Source organism: Acinetobacter sp. ATCC 27244 (assembly GCF_000156555.1).
Lineage (GTDB): Bacteria > Pseudomonadota > Gammaproteobacteria > Pseudomonadales > Moraxellaceae > Acinetobacter > Acinetobacter haemolyticus.
The window spans coordinates 17277-37425 of record NZ_GG665950.1; the positions used below are offsets into that span (position 1 = coordinate 17277).

Here is a 20149-nt window from a genome sequence, read left to right on the forward strand (position 1 = left end):
CCACCTATAAATACAAAAATGAAATCCATGCCAATGAGATTGTTTTATTAGCGTACTACATTGCTTCAATCAACATTGAAACCGTATATCACGATCAAATCAAAACCATTAATCCTGAAATGGAATACACGCCATTTGAAGGGATTTGCTTAACCGATACCTTTGAAATGTACGAAAAAGAAGATTTGGTAAGCAAGGTTTTAGTAGATAACAGTGCAAGACGTAAACGCCAAAAAGAATTGGATATTCGGGTGATAATTGGAAATCCACCATATTCAATTGGGCAATCCAGCGCAAATGATGATAATGCCAATGTAAAATATCCTTTCCTAGATAATCGTATCGAAGAAACTTACGCAAAATATTCAAAAGCAACTTTATCCAAAGGTTTATATGATTCGTATATTCGAGCATTCAGATGGGCAAGTGATCGTATTAAAGACCGTGGTGTAATCGGATTTGTAACCAATGGTGGATTTATTGAAAAATCAGCTATGGATGGTTTTAGAAAAAGTCTAATGAATGAGTTTTCTTCTCTACATATATTTAATTTGAAGGGTGATATTAGAAAAAATATGCTCAGTAAAGGGCTTGCTCAGGAAGGGCAAAATGTTTTTGGTAGTGGAAGTATGGCTGGTATAGCTATTTCAATTCTTGTAAAGAATCCAAATTCTAAGCTGCAAGGTCAAATCTATTATCACAGCATAGGTAATGATCTCACACGGAATGAAAAATTAGAAAAAATTTCCGACCTAGTTAGTATCAATGGTATCTCAACGATTGATGGTTGGGTGACCATTACACCTGATACACATAATGATTGGGTAAACCAACGTGATGATAGTTTTAATGAATTTATTGAAATTGGAAATAAGAAAGTTAGGGCTTGTTGAGAATTAACAAAGGGTACTGATTAATTTATAATAGTACTATGGATAGATACATACTTACTGATGCCCAATGGGCAAAAATGGAACCTTTTTGCCTAGGTAAAGTGACCGATCGAGGTCGTAGTGGAAAAGATAATCGATTATTTTTAGAAGCAGTCCTTTGGATTGCCCGTACAGGCAGTCCATGGCGTGATCTACCTGCTCATTTTGGTAAATGGAATACCGTCTTTAAAAGATACCGTGATTGGGTGAAAGCTGGTGTATTTGAAACTATTTTTGCATCTGTAAATGAAGATGTTGATTTGGAATACGCCATGATTGATGGAACGATTGTTAAAGTTCATCGACATGGGCAAGGTGCAAAAGGGGGACTTTCAAACAGTCTATAGGTAGATCTCGAGGTGGAATGACCTGTAAAATTCTTGCCTTAGTGGATAGTCTAGGCAACCTCATTAAGTTTCGATTAATGCCTGGTCAATATCACGATTTAGTAGAAACCAAACCTTTAATCGAAGATGTTGATTTTCAGGCATTACTAGCGGATAAAGCATTTGATGCAGATTGGCTCATCCAAGAACTCAATGAACGTAAAGTGAAAGTGGTGATCCCACCTAAATCTAATCGAAAAGTAATGAGAGCATTTGATACGATTATGTATAAATGGCGTCATCTCATTGAAAACTATTTCTGTAAGTTAAAAGAATTTAAACGTATAGCGATGCGTAGTTGTAAAACAGATACGAGTTTTGAAGCCATGATTCAATTGTGCGCGAGTTTAATTAACTCTCGGTAATTCTCAACAGACCCTAAAACAGCAATTAGTTTGTTTAATAATTTTTCACTGGGTGTAGCAACCAATCGTGATGCTTGGGTTTATCAATATTCACAACAAAAATTAGAAGCTAATGTTCATAAATTAATTGAATTTTATAATGCTGAAAACAATCGTATCCAACCACTACTAAAAGCTAATCCTAATAAGGATGTAGGTGAGTTAATCAATATTGATTCAACAAAAATTAGTTGGACTAGAGCTTTAAAAAATGACCTTAAAAAAGATAAAAGATTATCTTTTGAAAGAAAGTCGATTTATAGTGCTACATATAGACCATTTATCAAATCATGGATGTATTTTAATCGTAGATTAAATGAAATGGTTTTACAGATGCCTCAAATTTTTCCAACAGCAGATGCGAATAATTTAATAATTCAACTTTCAGGAATTGGAGCTAGATCAGGATTTTCAACGATAATCAGCAATAATATCTTAAGCTTAGATACAATCGAAAAAGGTCAATGCTTCCCACTCTACCTTTATGAAGAAAACACCGTAAAAGCTAATGATGCTGACTTGTTTAGCCAAGCCGATGCTCAAAACTCAGATGGTCAATATAATCGTAAAGATGCAATTAGTGATGCAGGCTTAAAGCATTTCACAGATGCTTACCCGACTGAAACGATTAGCAAGGAAGATATTTTCTACTATGTGTATGGTTTATTGCACAGTGAAGATTATCGTAGTCGTTATGCTGACAATCTTACTAAAGAATTACCTCGTATCCCTTGTGTGAACAAAGCCGAAGATTTTTGGGCGTTTTCTAAAGCGGGGCGTGACTTAGCACATTGGCATTTAAACTACGAAACTGTTGAGCCGTACAAAGCCAAATTGGACTTGGGTAATAAATCATTGAAGCATTTAGAAGATAAAGACTTCTATGTGACTAAAATGAAATTCCCGAAAAAAGACCAAAAAGATACAGTGGTTTATAACAATGCGATCACTATTCGTGGAATCCCTGTAGAGGCGTATGACTATGTGGTTAATGGTAAGTCAGCACTCGAATGGGTTATGGAGCGTCAAGGTGTTTCTACACACAAAGACAGTGGTATTGTAAACGATGCAAATGATTGGGCAATTGAAACTATGGGTGATGCTAGATACCCATTGGATTTGTTCTTGCGTGTGATTACAGTCAGCTTGGAAACAATGAAAATTGTGAGAAGTTTACCGAAGTTGGATATCTAGAAATAAAAGCCATTTAGATTTATCTAAATGGCTTTTTACTATTTATTACAGTTCATTGTTTATTCTATGTTGCTGATATACAAATACTCTTATATATTTCAAATATCTAAATGGTCGGTTAAAACCCTACTATTGCTCACACTGTTGTAAACCATTGGTTCGCTCGACAACACAGAAATGTGCATCAGAACAGAACCATGAGGATGGACTGGCTAGTCTTATCACCGATGAGAAGAGCTATTACCATTTGAATGGATGTAACAGTCCCCTTGCTATCATTACTTGGGGGGTACTTGGCTTTTTCAAGATGGTGGGCGTGGGGCTACGGGCGGTTTGGAGAACCGATATTCTCTATATTGTCAAGTGGTTGTTTCAGTTGGTTTTGATATTCTCGTCAAAAAATTATCAGGAAAATCATGTAGTTATGTTGATAATTGTGGAGTTTTTTGTGTTGATTCTCGATGTTGTTTTATGTTATACTAATAGCAGCATTTCAAGAAAAAAGATGGCAATAAATTGCTCACACTGTTGTAAACCATTGGTTCGCTCGACAACACAGAAATGTGCATCAGAACAGAACCATGAGGATGGACTGGCTAGTCTTATCACCGATGAGAAGAGCTATTACCATTTGAATGGATGTGTCCCTTTTTAACCGTTGCGAGATAGCTTTACAAGGACGCAATGGAGAAGAAAGAGATATAAAATTATGTTTTTTAAAGACTTTGTTAAAGAAAATTTTGATGAAAAATTTAAAATTTTCAAACAAAAAAATATTAAAAATTATGATAAAAAATATCATACCAACTATGTTTCAATTAAAGAATTTGAGAATAATTTAAATGTTCAATTAGAGTCTTTAATAAAATTAATTGAAACTCAAAGCTATAGATTTCAAAAACTGTATCCTGTAATTATTGAGAATAAAAAGAATCCTAGTAAAAAGCCACGTTTAATCTGCATACCAACCGTTAGAGATCGTCTAGTGCAGATGATTTTAATTGATTACATTGCCCAGAACTTAAAACATGAGTTAGCTATACTTAAATCTAACGATTTTTCTGTTTCAGGTGTAGGTATATTTCGAGCAAGACAAAAGGCAAAAGATTTAAGAAATACAAAGCCTTTTGTTTTAAAAACAGATATTGCCTCGTTTTTTGATAATTTAGTTCGGTCAACTTTGTTAAAGGAAATACGAGAAAATATATCAACTGACATACTCTATTTGTTTGAATCCATAATTTGCTGTGATCCAAGTATTCCTCATGAATATGCAAAGACGCATAAAAAGCTAATTGAGTCTAAGATTGGGAAAGGTGTCAGACAAGGGATGCCTTTATCACCTTTACTAGCATCATTTTACTTAAATGATTTTGATAATTGGCTTATTAAGCAAAAATATAAACATGTCCGTTATGCGGATGATCTGATATTTTTTCTTGATTCCGAACAGCAGTGTAAAGATGTATTTGAATTAGTTTTCCAAGAATTGAGTAACTTAGGTTTAACACTTCCTGAAATTGATGAAAAGTCAAAAACACAGATTATTCCTGAAAAGGAAACAGTAAATTTTTTAGGATTAGACTTACGATATGAGAATTCAAAATATGACTGGTATATTCCACCTCATGTCATTGAAAATGTTAGAGATAGTCTAAGTCATCTAACGAATATCAATAGTAATATTAAAATGAAGCTAAATTTTAGTAAAACTATAACTAGGATGGAGCAGATAGTTTCAGGCTATCAGCATTGTTATAGTGACGCTGATTCCAAAAATTTAAAAGATTTTAATAATAGACTACAAATAGAAAAAGAAAACGCAATTAGTTTACTATTCCAAGGGTTAGGGATAGATATTAAGACAATACATCCCCAATATATGAAATTCTTGTTAGATAGCAACTAAGAACAATTCTAAGATTTATTCAGTGAGCTATTCAGCGTTACTCGGCTTACTCCAAAATGTTTTGCTACCTCTGTTTTAGTAATTTGAGGATCTCGTAACATAGCTTGGGCCTTTTTAATATCTTTTTTAGACATGGATGGTTTGCGCCCACCTTTACGTCCTCTTGCTCTCGCTGCATCTAAACCTGCTATGGTACGTTCACGAATTAAACTATGCTCAAATTCAGCTAATGCTCCAAAAATATGGAACACTAGCCTGCCAGTAGCAGAGGTGGTATCAATTGCCTCTGTAAGCGATTTAAAGCCTATCTCACGCTGATTTAAGTCAGTAATAATCTCGACTAAATCTTTTAATGAACGGGCAAGGCGATCAAGTTTCCAAACAACCAGAACATCACCTTTTCTTAGAGCTTTCAAGCAACTTATCAATTCAGGACGATCCTTAGTTTTTCCTGTTATCTTTTCCTGAAAAATTTGTTCACAGTCTGCCTTCTGGAGTGCATCTAATTGTGAATCTAGATTTTGGTCATGTGTACTGACCCGAGCATATCCAATAATCATAATAAAACGTACCTAAACTTTACATAGATTTATTATCGCAATTTCTTTACGTTATTTTGAATAAGAAATGTAATTCTAGGATCATGTTTTAAATGTAAAGAAAACGACCATTTTATTAACAATTACTTGTAATCATCTCATCCTATCTATTATGTGAATTTAAATTGTTGATCTTAGAGACCTTACTCAATAGTACTACCTAACCGTTTATTCTATATTTAGAAGGATGTTCTGTTCTTTCACTATTTCAGATGATTATCAACTATAATAGGCCTAGTTCAGAGTTACTTTTATCTACTTGATGATGTAAAGGTGTAGATTAAGCAAGGTACATGGGTTGTTAAGCAAGTTTGTAATTTTATTTTATGTAATTGTTTTATATGAAATTATTTTGCTTAAGCAAGGTTTTCATCAAAATAAGCAAGGTGTATGAATGGAAAAGTCCATTTCTAAGGTTAATACGATCATTACTCAAACATACTTACAAACACAACAAGAAAATCAGTACTTTGAACGTAAAGGTCTAGGCGAAAAGGATATTAAACCTACCAAGATTGCAGAAGAACTCATTGGTATGTTGAATGCTGATGGTGGAATTCTAGTTTTTGGTGTTTCAGATAAGGGCGAAATTCAGGATCTTAAAAGTTTAGGCAATCTTGATGCGTATCGCAGGTTGATTTTTGACTTTATTGATCCACCTTGTACGATTGAATTAGAAGAAATTAACATAGATGAAAAGTTGATATTTTTGTTCCATGTCGAACAAGAATTAGAACGAGTTTTTTGCCGAAAAGATAATGAGAAAGTTTATTTAAGAGTATCTGACCAAAATCGTGAATTAGACAGAGATCGGGTAAGAAAACTTGAATATGATAAAATGATACGTCGTTTTGAAGAAGAAGTTATTAGTGAATTTGATACGGATGACTTGGATGAACAGTTATTGTTAGCATATCAAGAAAAATTAAATTACAAAGGGAGTTATCTTGATTTACTAAATAAACGTCATTTGTTGAATAAGAAAGAAGATGTATGTAGCTTTAAAAAAGCAGCTATTTTGTTATTTTCAAAAGATCCAGAAAAATATATTCCTTCTGCTTCAGTTAGATATGTACGCTATCAAGGTGTACAAGCAAAAGTAGGAGAAGAACACAATGTAATCAAAGATGAGAGATTTGAAAATAATATTCCTCGACTTATTGATGAATTACGCCTTTTTCTAAAGACTTCTTTTAGAGACTATTATTTTTTAGATATTAAGGAAGGTAAGTTTATAAAAGTACCAGAATATCCAGAAGATGCGTGGCTTGAAGGCATTGTAAATGCACTTTGTCATCGTTCCTATAATATTCAAGGTAATCCCATTTATATTAAGCATTTTGATGATCGAATTGAAATAAGCAATAGTGGCCCATTACCTGCTCAAGTCACGATTGATAATATCAAAACAGAACGCTTTGCCCGTAATCCGAGAATTGCTAGAGTGCTTGAAGATCTAGGCTATGTACGTCAGTTAAATGAGGGCGTATCTCGAATTTATGAATCTATGGAAAAGTCTATGCTTTCTTTACCAGAGTATAAAGAGCGAAATGGAAATGTATTCTTAACTTTAAAAAATCGAGTAAGTGATCATTCTAAAACAATTCATACTTCCTTAATGAAGGAAATAGAAAGTAAATTCCCAAATTATAATGAAACACAAAGAAATATTTTATCTTATTTGTTTTATAACGGTAGTGCAACTTTACTAGAGTTATCTGAATACTCACAAATTAATGAAAATACAATTAGAAGTTATCTGAATGCTTTTATGAATGATAATTTAATTGAAAGACAAAGTAACAAAAAGAGAGATATTAATGCAAAGTATGCTTTCAAAAAAGAGTAATTTAGTCCAAATTAGGGATAAAAATTTCTTTAAAAAAAGATAGTCAGATCCATTCATAAATTACTAACATTTCAAAGTTCTAACTTCTATATTTGATTTTATAGAGGTTTTTAGTCTTTTGATTTGGTAAGTGTGTATTTATCACTTATATTAAAAAATAATTTAAATTCATATGGTTAAAAATTTTTTTATCTATAATTTAAATAAGCAAGGTGACTAGCTCCTTAAGCAAGTTAAATTTTTTTAGATAAGATATTGATCTTATGTGTTTTATCCCAGATAAGATAGTTTAGTATCAGAATAAGCAAGGTTAGTGGATCTGTTACAACCAAAGTCCCTAATTCAATGTTTATGACTGGTCTGTAGAGATCATTGATACTTAAGTGTTAAATTTACAACAAAAAAATTGACAAAATGCTTTACAAATATTTATAATTAATTGTAATTTAATAATATATTTATTTTTGGTGTGTATATCCATTCTAACTTGTAGATCCACCGAACAAGTTTCTCAAAAAGCCCCTTTTCAGCGATTGAAAAGGGGCTTTTGTTATGCCACGACAACAACTTTATTCCTTATATAAATTCTCCTAAAAAGATCATTCACTGATCGCGACTCAGACCAAGTTGATCATAAAACTCGCCAAAATTGTGCATAATTTTTACAATTGGCTCTCTCTTTTATTCTAAAAATGGCTCTCGTTTCTTCAGAGTCAAAACGACAAATTAAAGCCATAGCAAGTATGCATACGGAAGCGTTGTTCATTCGTCCTTTCTTTTATTTGAGGAGAGCAGGTTTGAACAACACCATTTTTAGGGATATATGGGGCATTGAGATGAACAGTTCTCAGGTTGCAAATATCCCCAATAGGTTAAGGAAAATGATATGGCAGCACATCAACACGGTTCTGAAGCCAATCTCTCCCAAAATTTAAAACATGGATTGCAATCACGACATTTGACCATGATCTCTATTGCAGGCGTGATTGGTGGATCATTATTTATCGGTTCGGGCAATGTGATTTACTCCGCTGGACCTGCGGCCGTTTTGGCTTATGCCCTAGGTGGGTTACTGGTTTTATTTATTATGCGTATGTTAGGGGAAATGGCGGTTCAAAACCCTGACAGTGGCTCTTTTTCAACTTATGCTGACCGTGCCATTGGTCGTTGGGCGGGATTTACCATTGGTTGGTTATATTGGTGTTCATGGGCATTACTCATGGGATGGGAGGCCTATGTTGCAGGCAAAATCTTGAATAACTGGTTTCCCTTTATTCCCATTTGGGGCTATATGCTGTTGGTGATTGGGTCACTGGTTTGGATCAACTTACAAAACGTTAAGAATTATGGTGAGTTTGAATTTTGGTTTGCATTGATTAAAGTCATTGCGATTGTGATCTTTTTAGTGATCGGTAGTTTAGCCATTATGCACCTCTGGCCTTGGGGAGAGGTATCTGCCGCAGGTGTGGGTAATCTCACCGCACAAGGCTTTATGCCCAATGGTTTTTCCTCTGTGATTACCGCTTTACTTGGGGTGATGTTTGCCTATATCGGAGCTGAAATAGTCACCGTTGCTGCAGCAGAGTCGAAAAATCCATCTAAGGAAATCCGCAAAGCATCCAACTCGATTGTATGGCGAATTATGTTGTTTTATGTGGGTTCGATGTTGATTACCGTATGTTTGATTCCCTATAACAACCCATTATTAAAAGACCCGACATGGGGAACCTATAGTGTAACCTTGAGTGCCTTGGGCGTTCCTGAAGCACGTCATATTGTGAGCTTCGTGGTGCTGACCTCAGTGTGTAGTTGCTTTAACTCCGCCTTGTATACCTGTTCACGGATGCTATTTTCATTATCTAAACGCGGTGATGCACCCAAAAGTTTTGGTTATTTAAATAAAAAAGGCAGTCCAGGCATTGGTGTAATTGCATCATGTTTATTTGCCTTGTTCGCAACTTTTTTGACCGCCACAGAGAGTATGAATGTGTATGATATTTTCATGCTGGCAACGGGTACGGCAGCGTTGTATGTGTATTTGACCATTGCCTTTTCACAGCTACGGATGCGTAAAAAACTTGAAGCTGAAGGGGCCAAAATTGATTTTAAAATGTGGCTATTTCCTTGGCTGACTTATCTGGTGATTTTTGCGATCATTGGTTCGATCATTACCATGTTGATTGAAGGCACATATTTTAAAGAAGTGACCTATACTTCATTATTGGCCTTATTTATTGTGGCAGTAGGTTTTCTGGTTCAGAAATTCAACTGGGGAAAGAGCGCACAAAGTGAAATGATTCAAGAAAAGCCATCGCTTTAATCCGAAACGTTGAAGCGAATTGAAGAACCTCATATCGAGGTTCTTTTTTTATTGAATTTATGCGGAAAGCGTCGGTACTTTTGCTTCACGTAGACATTGCAGTAAGACTCCAAACGCCATCACCATGTCTTTTTCATTGACACAGGCAAAGCCCATCAACAGACCTCGTTGGGCGTGGGCATGTGATTGCATGTAGTATTGGGACAGGGGGCGGACTTTGACTCCACGTTCCAGCGCAGTTGCTGCAATCGCGACATCATCACAATAATCGGGGAGTTTTAAAACCAGATGTAAGCCCGCAGCCTCATCGTATTCATGTAAAAACGCAGCACCTAGATAACGTTGAATCAAGCTCACCAAATAGTCCCGACGTTTGCCATACAATAGGCGCATACGTCGAATATGCGCTTCATAATGACCTTCACGAATAAATTCGGCTAAAGCTTTTTGTTCCAGTAAATGTCCACCACGATAGAGTTCTGCCGCTACGATGCGTAATGGTGAAAATAGCGGTTTAGGCACTACCAAATAACCGATCCGCAATGAAGGATAAATGGTTTTACTAAAGGTGCCCATATATAACACGGGGGCGTTATGTTCTAAGCCTTGCAGGGCTGGATAAGGTTGCCCAGAGAATCGAAATTCACTGTCATAATCATCTTCCACGATCCAACTGTTGTGCTGGCGTGCAAGATGAATCAATTGTCGACGTCGATCTAAACTGAGATGGGAGCCTAATGGATATTGGTGCGAGGGTGTAACAAAGATCAATTTTGGCGGCTGGGTCGGGTTATTTTCAGGAATAATGCCTTCTGCATCGACAGGCATGGGCTGAATATCCAGACCATTGATCCTGAGCGTGTTGCGCATGCCCCAATAGGCAGGATCTTCGATCCAGACACGGTCCCCGATGTCACTGAGTGCACGAGATACTAAATCAATGGCTTGGTGAATACCCTCAGTGATTATGATCTGATCCGCATCGCATTGCACAGAGCGTGCGACTTTTAAATAATCTGCCAATGCGCTCCTGAGCTCAATACATCCCCCTGCATTGCTATAAATTAGCCGATTGACATCAGGTTCACGACTCAAACGTGCTTGAATGCGACTAAAGATATGGTGGGGAAACTCAGTTACATCGGGTGCGCCCGGCACAAACGCTCCCCATTGATGGGGTGAAGCTGCTGCATAACCCAATAAGTTTGAGCCACGCTGTGATAAAGCATAAGAGCTTTCAATATGAGCTATTTCAGCCTTCTTATTTTTATTTCTGCTGTTTAAAAAAGTTTCAGGCAGTTTTTCAGCGACCCAAGTGCCATGTCCCGTGCGTGCTTCTAAATAACCTTCCGCTTGCAACTGTTCATAAGCACTCAATACGGTATTTCGAGAGACATGAATTTCGCTAGCTAAATCACGTGACGCAGGTAGACGCGTCATCGGTTGGATCACACCATCCATAATTGCAGCGCGCAGACAACGGAAAAGACGTTGATGTAGTTTCCCTTCAGTGTCTTGTTGGAGTCTTTGCAGTAAATGATCTCCAAGTAAGCTACGCAATTGGCTCTCTCCTACAGTTTAAAAATGGCTCTCGTCACTTGCCATCAGACAAGCGAAATTACAGCTATAGGCAGCCATTGTATCGCATCCCAAAAATCGACTCCTAGGATGTAAGACCAAAGCTGTAACTGATGATGAAATATGAGGGAATCAAATGGACGCTCAACATTCTGCACTGAATATACGTAAACAGCAAGCAACGCCACGTGGTGTCGGTGTGATGTGTCAGTGGTATGCAGAAAAAGCTGAAAATGCAACAATTTGGGACAAGGAAGGTAAACCATATATCGATTTTGCAGGCGGTATTGCAGTACTCAATACAGGGCATCGCCATCCGAAAGTGATCGCTGCTGTCACAGAGCAACTGACTAAATTTACCCATACGGCTTATCAAGTGACACCTTATGAAAGTTATGTGGCTTTGGCTGAACGCATTAATCAGCGCGCACCGATCGCAGGTGCAGCGAAAACGGCATTTTTTACCACAGGTGCAGAAGCTGTTGAAAATGCGGTGAAGATTGCACGTTCATATACTGGTCGTCATGGCATCATTACGTTTGGCAATGGTTTCCATGGTCGTTCATTTATGACGATGGCAATGACCGGTAAAACAGCACCGTATAAACGTGACTTTGGTGTGATGCCAGCAGGTGTATTTCATGCGCGTTATCCAGTGCCAGAAAAGGGCATCTCGGTTGCAGCGGCGATTGAAAGTGTTGAAGATATTTTTAGCGAAGATATTGCCCCGCATGATGTCGCGGCAATTGTGCTTGAACCTGTACAAGGTGAAGGTGGTTTTAATGTAGTACCTGCTGAATTCTTAAAGCGCTTACGTGCTTTGTGTGATAAGCACGGTATTTTATTGGTTGCAGATGAAGTGCAATCTGGTTTTGCCCGTACAGGCAAATTATTTGCCATGAATCATTATGAAACCAAAGCCGATTTGATCACGATGGCGAAAAGTTTGGGGGGAGGTTTCCCTATCTCAGGTGTAGTGGGGCGTGCTGAAGTGATGGATGCGCCAAACCCAGGCGGTTTAGGGGGCACGTATGCAGGTAGCCCAATCGCGGTTGCTGCTGCGCATGCGGTGATTGATGCAATCGAAGAAGAAAACTTATGTGAGCGTGCCAATCAGCTAGGTACAGCGTTGGTTACTGTTTTAAAAGAAATTCAACAGGCTTCAGGCGAAGTTGTTACTCAAATTCGTGCTTTGGGTTCAATGGTCGCTGCCGAGCTAGAAACAGCGGAGCAAGCAAAAGCAGTACAAAGTTATGCAATGGAACATGGTTTATTGATTCTTACTTGTGGTAAATACGGTAATGTCATTCGTTTCCTATATCCGTTAACCATTCCTGCTGAGCAATTCCGTCAAGGTCTCGATATTTTAAAACAAGGTTTTGCAGCATTAACAGCAGACAGTGTACAAACAGTGGAGCAATCTGCATGATTCAAAACAATTTGCAGTATTTATTACAGCACCCCGATATTTCATTCGCTGCGCCAGCAGCTCATAATGATATCGAAGTGAAAGATGCTGCGACCGGCGAAACACTGGCATGGGTGAAAAGCTATGACCGTGCAGGTGTTGAAGCCGCGATTCAGCGTTCAGCCCAAGCCCAAGCCGTATGGAAAAAGCAAACTGCTTTAGTTCGCGCTGATGTGCTTTTGGCGTGGTATCAGTTGATGCTTGAGCATAAAGAAAATCTTGCTCAGATTTTAACTGCCGAGCAAGGCAAACCGTTGGCTGAAGCACGAGGTGAAATTGGTTACGCGGCTTCATTCATCCGTTGGTTTGCAGAGCAAGCTCGTCGTATCGATGGTGAGGTTTTAACACCGACATTGCCAAATCAACGTTTGCTTGTGATTAAACAAGCGATTGGGGTAACGGCTGCGATCACGCCGTGGAATTTCCCTGCGGCGATGATCACACGCAAAGCTGCGCCAGCAATTGCGGCGGGTTGTTCGATGTTGGTCAAACCCGCTGAACAAACGCCTTTAACTGCATATGCACTGGAAGTGCTGGCTCTAAAAGCAGGTTTGCCTGCTGATATCTTGTTAAATATCAGCGGTGATGCGATTGAAGTCGGCAAAACCCTGTGCGAGAGCGATATTGTGCGCAAGCTGAGCTTCACAGGTTCAACCCAAGTGGGTCGCATTTTAATGCAGCAATGTGCGCCAACCATTAAGAAGCTATCGCTCGAATTGGGTGGTAATGCACCTGTGTTGGTATTTGATGATGCCAATCTCGATCAAGCGGTTCAGGGCATTATGGCGAGCAAATATCGCAATAGTGGTCAGACTTGCGTCTGTGCGAATCGAATTTATGTGCAAGAGGGTATTTACGATGCTTTGGCAGATCGTTTAGTCGAAGCTGTGGCTAAGCTACAAGTCGGTGATGGTCGTGAGGAAGCTTCCACCCAAGGCCCATTGATCGATGAAGATGCGATTGCCAAAGTCCAGTCACATATTGCTGATGCCACTGCAAAAGGTGCGACAGTGCGTATCGGTGGTCAGCGTTCAGCACTCGGTGGCACTTTCTTTGAACCGACGGTACTCACCAACGTCACCCAAGACATGAAAATCTCTAAAGAAGAGACCTTTGGTCCACTTGCGCCGTTATTCCGTTTCAAAACTGAAGACGAAGCCGTAGCCATGGCAAATGATACGGAATTTGGTTTGGCCGCTTATGTGTTTACTCAAAGCGCAGCTCGTCAATGGCGTGTTGGCGAAGCGCTTGAATATGGCATGGTTGGCATTAATACGGGCGCGATTTCAAATGAAGTTGCACCATTCGGTGGAGTCAAACAATCAGGTCTAGGCCGCGAAGGTTCAAAATTTGGTATTGAAGAATATCTCGAGATGAAATATCTCTGTGTGGATCTATCTGAGTAGATCTTGGATATTTGAAGATCCAATCTTGTTAAAGAGCGGTCATGCCCATTCATGACCGTTTTTTAAGTCGAAAGATAGCCATGCTGGTGTTGGCTTTCAGGCAGACGTCTTAAATTTTCGATTAAAGTATCAATCAGTTTTTCAACCACTAAACGTTGTCCTTTGCGTGATGCATAAACCAGTTGCACCGTACCTCGATTAGACTTCCATTCGGGTAGGATATGAATCAGTTTGCCTTTTTCGATATCAGCTTGTACGGTTAAATAGGGCAAATCTGCGATGCCTAGACCATCACTGACAGCATAATATACTCCCGCAAGATCATTGCTTCTAACGCGAGGCGTATAGGGAACATCCACGCTTTTATCATCTTTCACATGACACAGATGCCAAAAATATTGGTTTTTTTGGATCCCTAAAGCCACGCTTGGGTAGTGTGATAACTCTGAATAATGGTGGATGTGTTGCCCCTGCAAAAGCTCTGGTGCAGCAACCAAACAATGTTCAGTCTGAATCACATCACGAACAATGAGACTTGAGTCTTCGTTGGGTTCAAAGCTGGTTCGTATGGCGATATCAATATCATCATGCATCAGATCGACACGACGACTGGTCAGCTCTAAGGCAATTTCGACTTTGGGATAGGCTTTTAGAAATTCATTTAATAACTTGCGGATTTGGAAATGCATCATCAGTGGTGGGCAACTGATTTTGACCAAACCTTGAGGTTCACTTTTTTGTTTGAGTAACACATTTTCAGCACATTCAACTTGTGCAATCACTTTGCAGCACTCTTCATAAAACTCTTGACCGAGTTCAGTCACCTTAAAATGCCGTGTGGTTCGTTGGATGAGGCTGACATTAAATTTGTTTTCCAACTCAATAATTCGACGACTGAGCTTTGACTTACTAATATGTTCTGCCTCACTGGCAGCACTAAAGCCACCGTGTTTCACCACGAGATAGAAATAATGGAAATCATCAAATGAATTAATCAAGGTCGATGTAGTCCTATATCGAGAGAAGATTAGAGTCGCATGCAGGACTCTAATCTTCAGTGTGTATTTTATTTTTGTGATGTATTTTGATTATAGCTATTGATCAGGTTGCGATAATCAGGGATATGATTGGAGAATAATGCACCTAAACCTTCGATATCATTACGCCAGTCACGATGTAACTCACACGCCATACCAAACCATGTCATCAACTGAGCGCCAGCTTTAGACATACGATCCCAAGCTGCATCACGCGTCAATTCGTTAAAGGTACCCGAAGCATCGGTAATCACAAAGACTTCAAACTCTTCTGCAAGGGCTGAAAGTGTTGGGAATGCCACACAAACTTCAGTCACAACACCTGCAATAATCAATTGTTTTTTGCCAGTTGCTTTAACCGCCTTTACAAAGTCTTCATTGTCCCATGCATTGATTTGACCAGGACGAGCAATATAAGGTGCATCTGGGAACATTTCTTTGAGTTCAGGAACTAGTGGACCATTTGGACCATTTTCAAAGCTTGTGGTTAAAATTGTCGGCAAATTGAAGTATTTTGCGGCATCTGCAAGCGCCAATACATTGTTTTTAAATTTATCTGGATCAATATCACGAACCAATGAAAGTAAACCAGTTTGGTGGTCGACTAAAAGCACTGCTGCATTATCTTTGTCTAGGCGAATATAGTCTTGAGCCATCGTTGTTTCCTCATGTTGTTGTAAAATAAAAATGAGCCTAATTTGCTCTGTTTGTATTGCTTTGAATCATGCTAGTGAAATTATTGAATTGAATGAAGTCTAAAAAATAGGATAAACAATATCAAAAATGGGATGATTAAGATTTGTATCAGTTTTATTGGTGATAATTACTTGAATTGTCCCGTATATAGAATAATGTGTTGTCAAACTGATGCTATAAGCCTTGGATAGAGGGGCGTAAAATAAAGACCAAGATCAGAACTTCTACACTATAGGAGTATATAGATGAAAAAGATTGTTGGTATTTATCAAAATAAACATATGCACTGGGTAGGTGACGGTTTTCCTGTCTATAACCTATTTTCCTATGATCGTTTAGGACAAAGCATTAGCCCATTTTTGCTATTAGATTATGCTGCACCATATCGCTTTGAACCAACCACCGCTCAGCATGGCGTGGGTACTCATCCACATCGTGGCTTCGAAACGGTAACGATTGCTTATCAAGGTGAGGTGACGCATAAAGATTCTGCTGGCGGTGGTGGTACCATCAAAGCAGGTGATGTGCAATGGATGACCGCAGGTGGTGGGATTTTGCATCAAGAATTTCATTCACCAGCCTTTGCTGAGCAAGGCGGTCTATTTGAAATGGTACAGCTTTGGGTAAATCTACCTGCTCATTCCAAAATGACCCCTGCCAAGTATCAAGCAATTGATGCTGCACAGATTCAACGTATTGCACTTGATGATGTGGGCAGTGAGTTACGTGTGATTGCTGGGCAATATCAAGACACCCAAGGCGCTGCAACGACATTCAGTCCAGTCAATGTTTGGGATGGGACAATTGTTGAAGGTCAGCAACATCATTTTTATGTGACTGAAGGCCATACAACGTTGTTGGTGTTACTTGCAGGTGAGGTGACTTTAAATGAAGTACAACAGATACAATCGCCAAGTTTAGTGGTGCTTAGCCGAGAAGAAATTGATTTTTCAATCAAAGCTGAGCAGGACAGTAAATTCTTGATTTTAACGGGTCAGCCACTCAATGAACCGATTGAAGGTTATGGACCATTCGTCATGAACAGTAAAACTGAGATTGCCGAAGCGATACATGATTTCAATAGTGGTAAATTTGGCGTGATGTAATCTATATTATTTTACTTATCAATTGTTTATGTAAGAAAGCCCATAACTCCGCTAGAGTTATGGGCTTCGGCTATAACGTTCTCTATTGATTTTTTTAATGTTAGGTCACTTATAATTATACAGCTTATTATGTGACTCAGTTCTCATTGTTGTACAAACAGAATAGCCTGAATTTTGCACTTTGCAAAGCCTTTCGAAGCTAAAATATGGAAAAATATAGAAGGATCTGTATATTTTTGGCTTTTTTTTGAAATTTATTAAGTAATTTCAGTTGCTTATCTTAATAAAATGAATTGTGATAAAATGTAACCATAGTAGGCTAAAATATTTAGAGAAAAGTCGGACTTAAATGCTGAATCTGGTATTTTTTAATAAGGTGTTTAGGTTAATGATCGGTCATAATCAATAAAAATCATCAACTGATGGGACATAATTTTGGATATTGCAATTATCGGCAGTGGAATGGCAGGGCTTGCTGCAGCCAGAATCCTACATGATGCAGGACATAAAGTAACGATCTTCGAAGCACTCGCAGGTCGGGGTATGGATAGCCATAGTATAGATTTTGATGGCGGTATCATTGATGCTCCATTGCGTGTGATGAATCCAAAGCTTTGGAAGAACACGTTAAGTTTAGCCAGTTATCTAGGCATAGAAACTTTTCCTGTCCGTACCTTTATGGCATGCAGTTGGTTATTTGAAGATAGAACAGACACATGGTTGACAACCTCTCGTAGTCGTATCGGTAATTTTCCGATTATTAATAACCGCAAAGGTATTCAGCAATACGGTTGGCGCTTGGTCAAAGGAATGTTGCAGCTTAAAACAGCCGTCAATCAGTTCTTTAAATCTGAGAATCAAGACATTACGCTTGCTGAGTTTATGAATCAGTACCATATTGAAGAAGTGTTTTGGCATGGAACGGTCATGCCAGTTCTCTATACCATTTGTACCTGCCATCCAAAAACCATTGGAGAATGGCCAGCGAAACCCTTATTAGAATTTATTCGCCAATTGACCGAAGGTGAAGCGTTACTGCGAATGAAAGGCGGAACACCCGCTTTGGTCAGCCGCTTGATTGAGGGGATCGAGATCCATAGTGGCGCTGCGGTTGAGAAAGTCGAAGAGCAAGGCGACAAGATTTTGGTAGAAAATGCACTCGGTCAAAGCCAGTTGTTTGATCGTGTGGTCATCGCAACACCTACTCCTGCGATTGAGAATTTCTTGAAACAGCCACAATTTGCTGAAGATATTGCCTTGTTAAAGAAATTCAGATTTGAACAAGGGGATTTGGTCATTCATACCGATCCTGTGGTCATGCCACCACGCCGAAAAGACTGGGCTGTGTTGAGCTATATGATGGATCGTAAATTTACTCGTCAGCAGTTTACGGTGTGGATCAACGCGATTGAACCAACTCTAGTGGGTAAAAATGCCGTGTTCCAAACATGGTGTCCTGTGATTGATATTGATCCAAAGAAAATTATTTCTAAAGTAAAACTTACTCGTGCGGTGGTGGACTCAGAAACGGTGGCGTTGAATAAGCAAATTCAGCAACGTCATTTAGACCAAAATCGTAAAGTTTTCTACTGTGGTTCTTGGTCATGTGATGGTCTGCCAATCTTGGAATCAGCGGTGACTTCGGCGATGCATATCTCTGAAATTTTAGGTGCGCCGTTACCTTTTGTTGGGCTTAAACCGAAGGTTACCGTTGCACCTGAACTCGGTTACTAAGATGACCCGCTTCAAGCAGGGATGGATTGAAAAATTCATTGGGCATAAGTATGCCATTGATGCCAAACGGCTCGGTGATGATGCCACGCTTGCTTGGAGTAATTTAGGATATTGGCAAGCACAATATGATGATTATCCACTCGCATGCCAAAGTCTCGCTGATCAAGCCGCAGATTCGATCCAATTGCAACAGCAGGATCGTGTTTTAGACCTCGGCTGTGGGCAAGGTGCGAGTGTGTTGCATTGGCTCAAGCGTTATCACGTCGAACAGCTCTGTGCAATTGAATTACAACCCGGCTGCGTTGAACGAATTCAAAAAAACTTGCCGCAGGTTGAAAGTTATTGCCAATCTTTTTTGAATTTAAACACCCTTCATTTTTTAAATTCATTTGATGCCGTGATCTGCATTGATGCGGCGTATCACAGTCATTTGAATTCATTTCTAGATTCAGCCATTCCCGTTTTAAATTCAAAAGGTCGTATTGTTTTTCACTATTTAATGTGGTCTGACGCGTGGCAACAGTGTTCTTATATGCAAAAGCAACAATATCGTTTGTTGTTAAAAGGGGCGGATGTTGATTGGCAGCATTTAATGAGTGAACCGCAGCTTGCGCAAACTTTGGAGCGACATGGTTTGACTCAGGTCAAGATTCAGGACTTTTCTGAAGCGGTATTGGATGGTTTTGCGCGATATATTGAAATGCAGCAAATTGAAAAAAAAGTATTGGACTTTGCTCAGTTGAAAATCAATATGACTGCCAAGCTGTGCCGAAAACTCTACCGAGATGGTTTGGTGCGTTATGTTCAGATCAGTGCAGTGAAAAGCTAGGCAATAAAAAAGGCTTAAACCTGAAAGTTTAAGCCTTTTTTGAATTTGATGGTGCCGGCACACGGATTCGAACTGTGGACCTACTGATTACAAGTCAGTTGCTCTACCAACTGAGCTATGCCGGCAACGTGGCGAGCATTTTACCTAATTTAGCTAAAAAGACAAGCGAAAAAATGAGCAATTAAATCTTGGCGAGAGCGAAATCAAAACTTTAGATAGACTTATTACAGAGGAGTTATCAAAGCTGGGTTTTCTGACAAATATTGAAAGATCACATGGTGTTACAAGCTGGGCATATCGGCAGGCTAAAGAGAATGGATATTTGTTGTGGAGTTTAATGTAAAAATTGTGTGTTGATGATAATCTTATAAGTTGATAAAAATAATTAAGAAATATTTTAGATTGATTGGTTTATAACCATCTTGATTGGAAAGGGAAGAATGCAAAAACGTGGTCGCCAAATTCGTCTGTTTTATGTTGATGGACAGCATAATGGAATTGTTAGAGCAGAGCTAATGAATTGGACTGGCTATGTGTATGCAGCACCGAGAGCTAGTCTGAAACAATTGCTTGAGAAAGAAGATGCATATGGTTCAGGAATTTATTTTCTTATTAGTAAGTCTCAAGAGCTAGAAGGAAGATATAGCGTTTATGTTGGGGAAACTGTGAATGGAATTCAGAGAATGCAACACCATGACTATA

The 20149-nt window shown here is 38.8% G+C and carries 14 protein-coding genes, 1 tRNA gene and 3 pseudogenes; 13 read left to right on the forward strand and 5 right to left on the reverse strand.

Translation table 11 applies throughout. The annotated features are described in order from the left end of the window. From HMPREF0023_RS02210 to HMPREF0023_RS02230, 4 genes and pseudogenes are all read left to right on the forward strand, one after another. A partial coding sequence (locus HMPREF0023_RS02210; protein ID WP_008941067.1) for an Eco57I restriction-modification methylase domain-containing protein occupies nucleotides 1-893 on the forward strand: 893 nt, incomplete at its 5' end. Between the two features lie 77 nt (nucleotides 894-970). Then, nucleotides 971-1683: pseudogene (locus HMPREF0023_RS16125) on the forward strand (IS5 family transposase). Nucleotides 1684-1713: 30 nt separating this feature from the next. Further along, the gene (locus tag HMPREF0023_RS02225) at nucleotides 1714-2916 is read left to right on the forward strand and encodes a type ISP restriction/modification enzyme (protein ID WP_008941068.1); all 1203 of its coding nucleotides are present in this window, start codon (nucleotides 1714-1716) and stop codon (nucleotides 2914-2916) included. 709 nt (nucleotides 2917-3625) lie between these two features. Further along, nucleotides 3626-4825 carry a reverse transcriptase domain-containing protein gene (locus HMPREF0023_RS02230; RefSeq protein WP_008941070.1) on the forward strand — a complete coding sequence of 400 codons (1200 nt, stop codon included), beginning with the start codon at nucleotides 3626-3628 and terminating at the stop codon, nucleotides 4823-4825. Nucleotides 4826-4833: 8 nt separating this feature from the next. Here HMPREF0023_RS02230 and HMPREF0023_RS02235 read toward each other — a convergent pair whose 3' ends face one another. After that, nucleotides 4834-5385: a recombinase family protein gene (locus tag HMPREF0023_RS02235; RefSeq protein ID WP_008941071.1), complete on the reverse strand. Its 552-nt coding sequence runs from the start codon at nucleotides 5383-5385 to the stop codon at nucleotides 4834-4836. A gap of 433 nt (nucleotides 5386-5818) precedes the next feature. Here HMPREF0023_RS02235 and HMPREF0023_RS02240 point away from each other — a divergent pair, with 433 nt between their 5' ends. Continuing rightward, on the forward strand, nucleotides 5819-7273 hold the full coding sequence (locus tag HMPREF0023_RS02240) for an ATP-binding protein (RefSeq protein WP_008941072.1): 1455 nt from the start codon (nucleotides 5819-5821) through the stop codon (nucleotides 7271-7273). A gap of 886 nt (nucleotides 7274-8159) precedes the next feature. Beyond that, nucleotides 8160-9593, forward strand: coding sequence for an amino acid permease (locus HMPREF0023_RS02245; protein WP_017396719.1), 1434 nt, complete (start codon nucleotides 8160-8162; stop codon nucleotides 9591-9593). A 57-nt stretch (nucleotides 9594-9650) separates the two neighbouring features. Here the strand turns inward: HMPREF0023_RS02245 and HMPREF0023_RS02250 are convergent, their stop codons facing one another. Next, a complete protein-coding gene (locus HMPREF0023_RS02250; protein WP_008941075.1) occupies nucleotides 9651-11153 on the reverse strand; it encodes a PLP-dependent aminotransferase family protein in 1503 nt (500 codons plus the stop codon). Between the two features lie 154 nt (nucleotides 11154-11307). Between HMPREF0023_RS02250 and gabT the strand changes: the two genes are divergently transcribed. Both gabT and HMPREF0023_RS02260 read left to right on the forward strand, forming a co-directional pair. Further along, nucleotides 11308-12600: a 4-aminobutyrate--2-oxoglutarate transaminase gene (gabT, locus tag HMPREF0023_RS02255; protein WP_008941076.1), complete on the forward strand. Its 1293-nt coding sequence runs from the start codon at nucleotides 11308-11310 to the stop codon at nucleotides 12598-12600. Further along, nucleotides 12597-14045 carry an NAD-dependent succinate-semialdehyde dehydrogenase gene (locus HMPREF0023_RS02260; protein ID WP_008941077.1) on the forward strand — a complete coding sequence of 483 codons (1449 nt, stop codon included), beginning with the start codon at nucleotides 12597-12599 and terminating at the stop codon, nucleotides 14043-14045. The genes gabT and HMPREF0023_RS02260 overlap by 4 nt, the downstream gene beginning before the upstream one ends. Nucleotides 14046-14107: 62 nt before the next feature. On the opposite strand, the gene HMPREF0023_RS02265 is transcribed toward HMPREF0023_RS02260, so the two are convergent. Both HMPREF0023_RS02265 and ycaC read right to left on the reverse strand, forming a co-directional pair. Beyond that, entirely contained in the window at nucleotides 14108-15088 is a 981-nt protein-coding gene (locus HMPREF0023_RS02265; protein WP_171057917.1) for a LysR substrate-binding domain-containing protein, read from the reverse strand. 23 nt (nucleotides 15089-15111) lie between these two features. Further along, a complete protein-coding gene (ycaC, locus tag HMPREF0023_RS02270) occupies nucleotides 15112-15738 on the reverse strand; it encodes an isochorismate family cysteine hydrolase YcaC (RefSeq protein WP_004641467.1) in 627 nt (208 codons plus the stop codon). A gap of 285 nt (nucleotides 15739-16023) precedes the next feature. Between ycaC and HMPREF0023_RS02275 the strand changes: the two genes are divergently transcribed. The 3 genes from HMPREF0023_RS02275 (at nucleotide 16024) to HMPREF0023_RS02285 (ending at nucleotide 19447) form a co-directional block, all read left to right on the forward strand. Next, complete coding sequence (locus HMPREF0023_RS02275) at nucleotides 16024-16884, forward strand: pirin family protein (protein WP_005088628.1); 861 nt, start codon at nucleotides 16024-16026, stop codon at nucleotides 16882-16884. Between the two features lie 435 nt (nucleotides 16885-17319). Continuing rightward, entirely contained in the window at nucleotides 17320-18618 is a 1299-nt protein-coding gene (locus tag HMPREF0023_RS02280) for an FAD-dependent oxidoreductase (protein ID WP_005088626.1), read from the forward strand. A 1-nt stretch (nucleotide 18619) separates the two neighbouring features. Further along, the gene (locus HMPREF0023_RS02285; protein ID WP_008941079.1) at nucleotides 18620-19447 is read left to right on the forward strand and encodes an SAM-dependent methyltransferase; all 828 of its coding nucleotides are present in this window, start codon (nucleotides 18620-18622) and stop codon (nucleotides 19445-19447) included. Between the two features lie 49 nt (nucleotides 19448-19496). On the opposite strand, the gene HMPREF0023_RS02290 is transcribed toward HMPREF0023_RS02285, so the two are convergent. Further along, nucleotides 19497-19572, reverse strand: a tRNA-Thr gene (locus tag HMPREF0023_RS02290). Nucleotides 19573-19636: 64 nt separating this feature from the next. Here HMPREF0023_RS02290 and HMPREF0023_RS16835 point away from each other — a divergent pair. Further along, nucleotides 19637-19790, forward strand: a pseudogene (locus HMPREF0023_RS16835) (HNH endonuclease); the annotation flags it as partial. Nucleotides 19791-19887: 97 nt separating this feature from the next. Then, nucleotides 19888-20149 (forward strand): annotated as a pseudogene (locus tag HMPREF0023_RS02295) (GIY-YIG nuclease family protein); the annotation flags it as partial.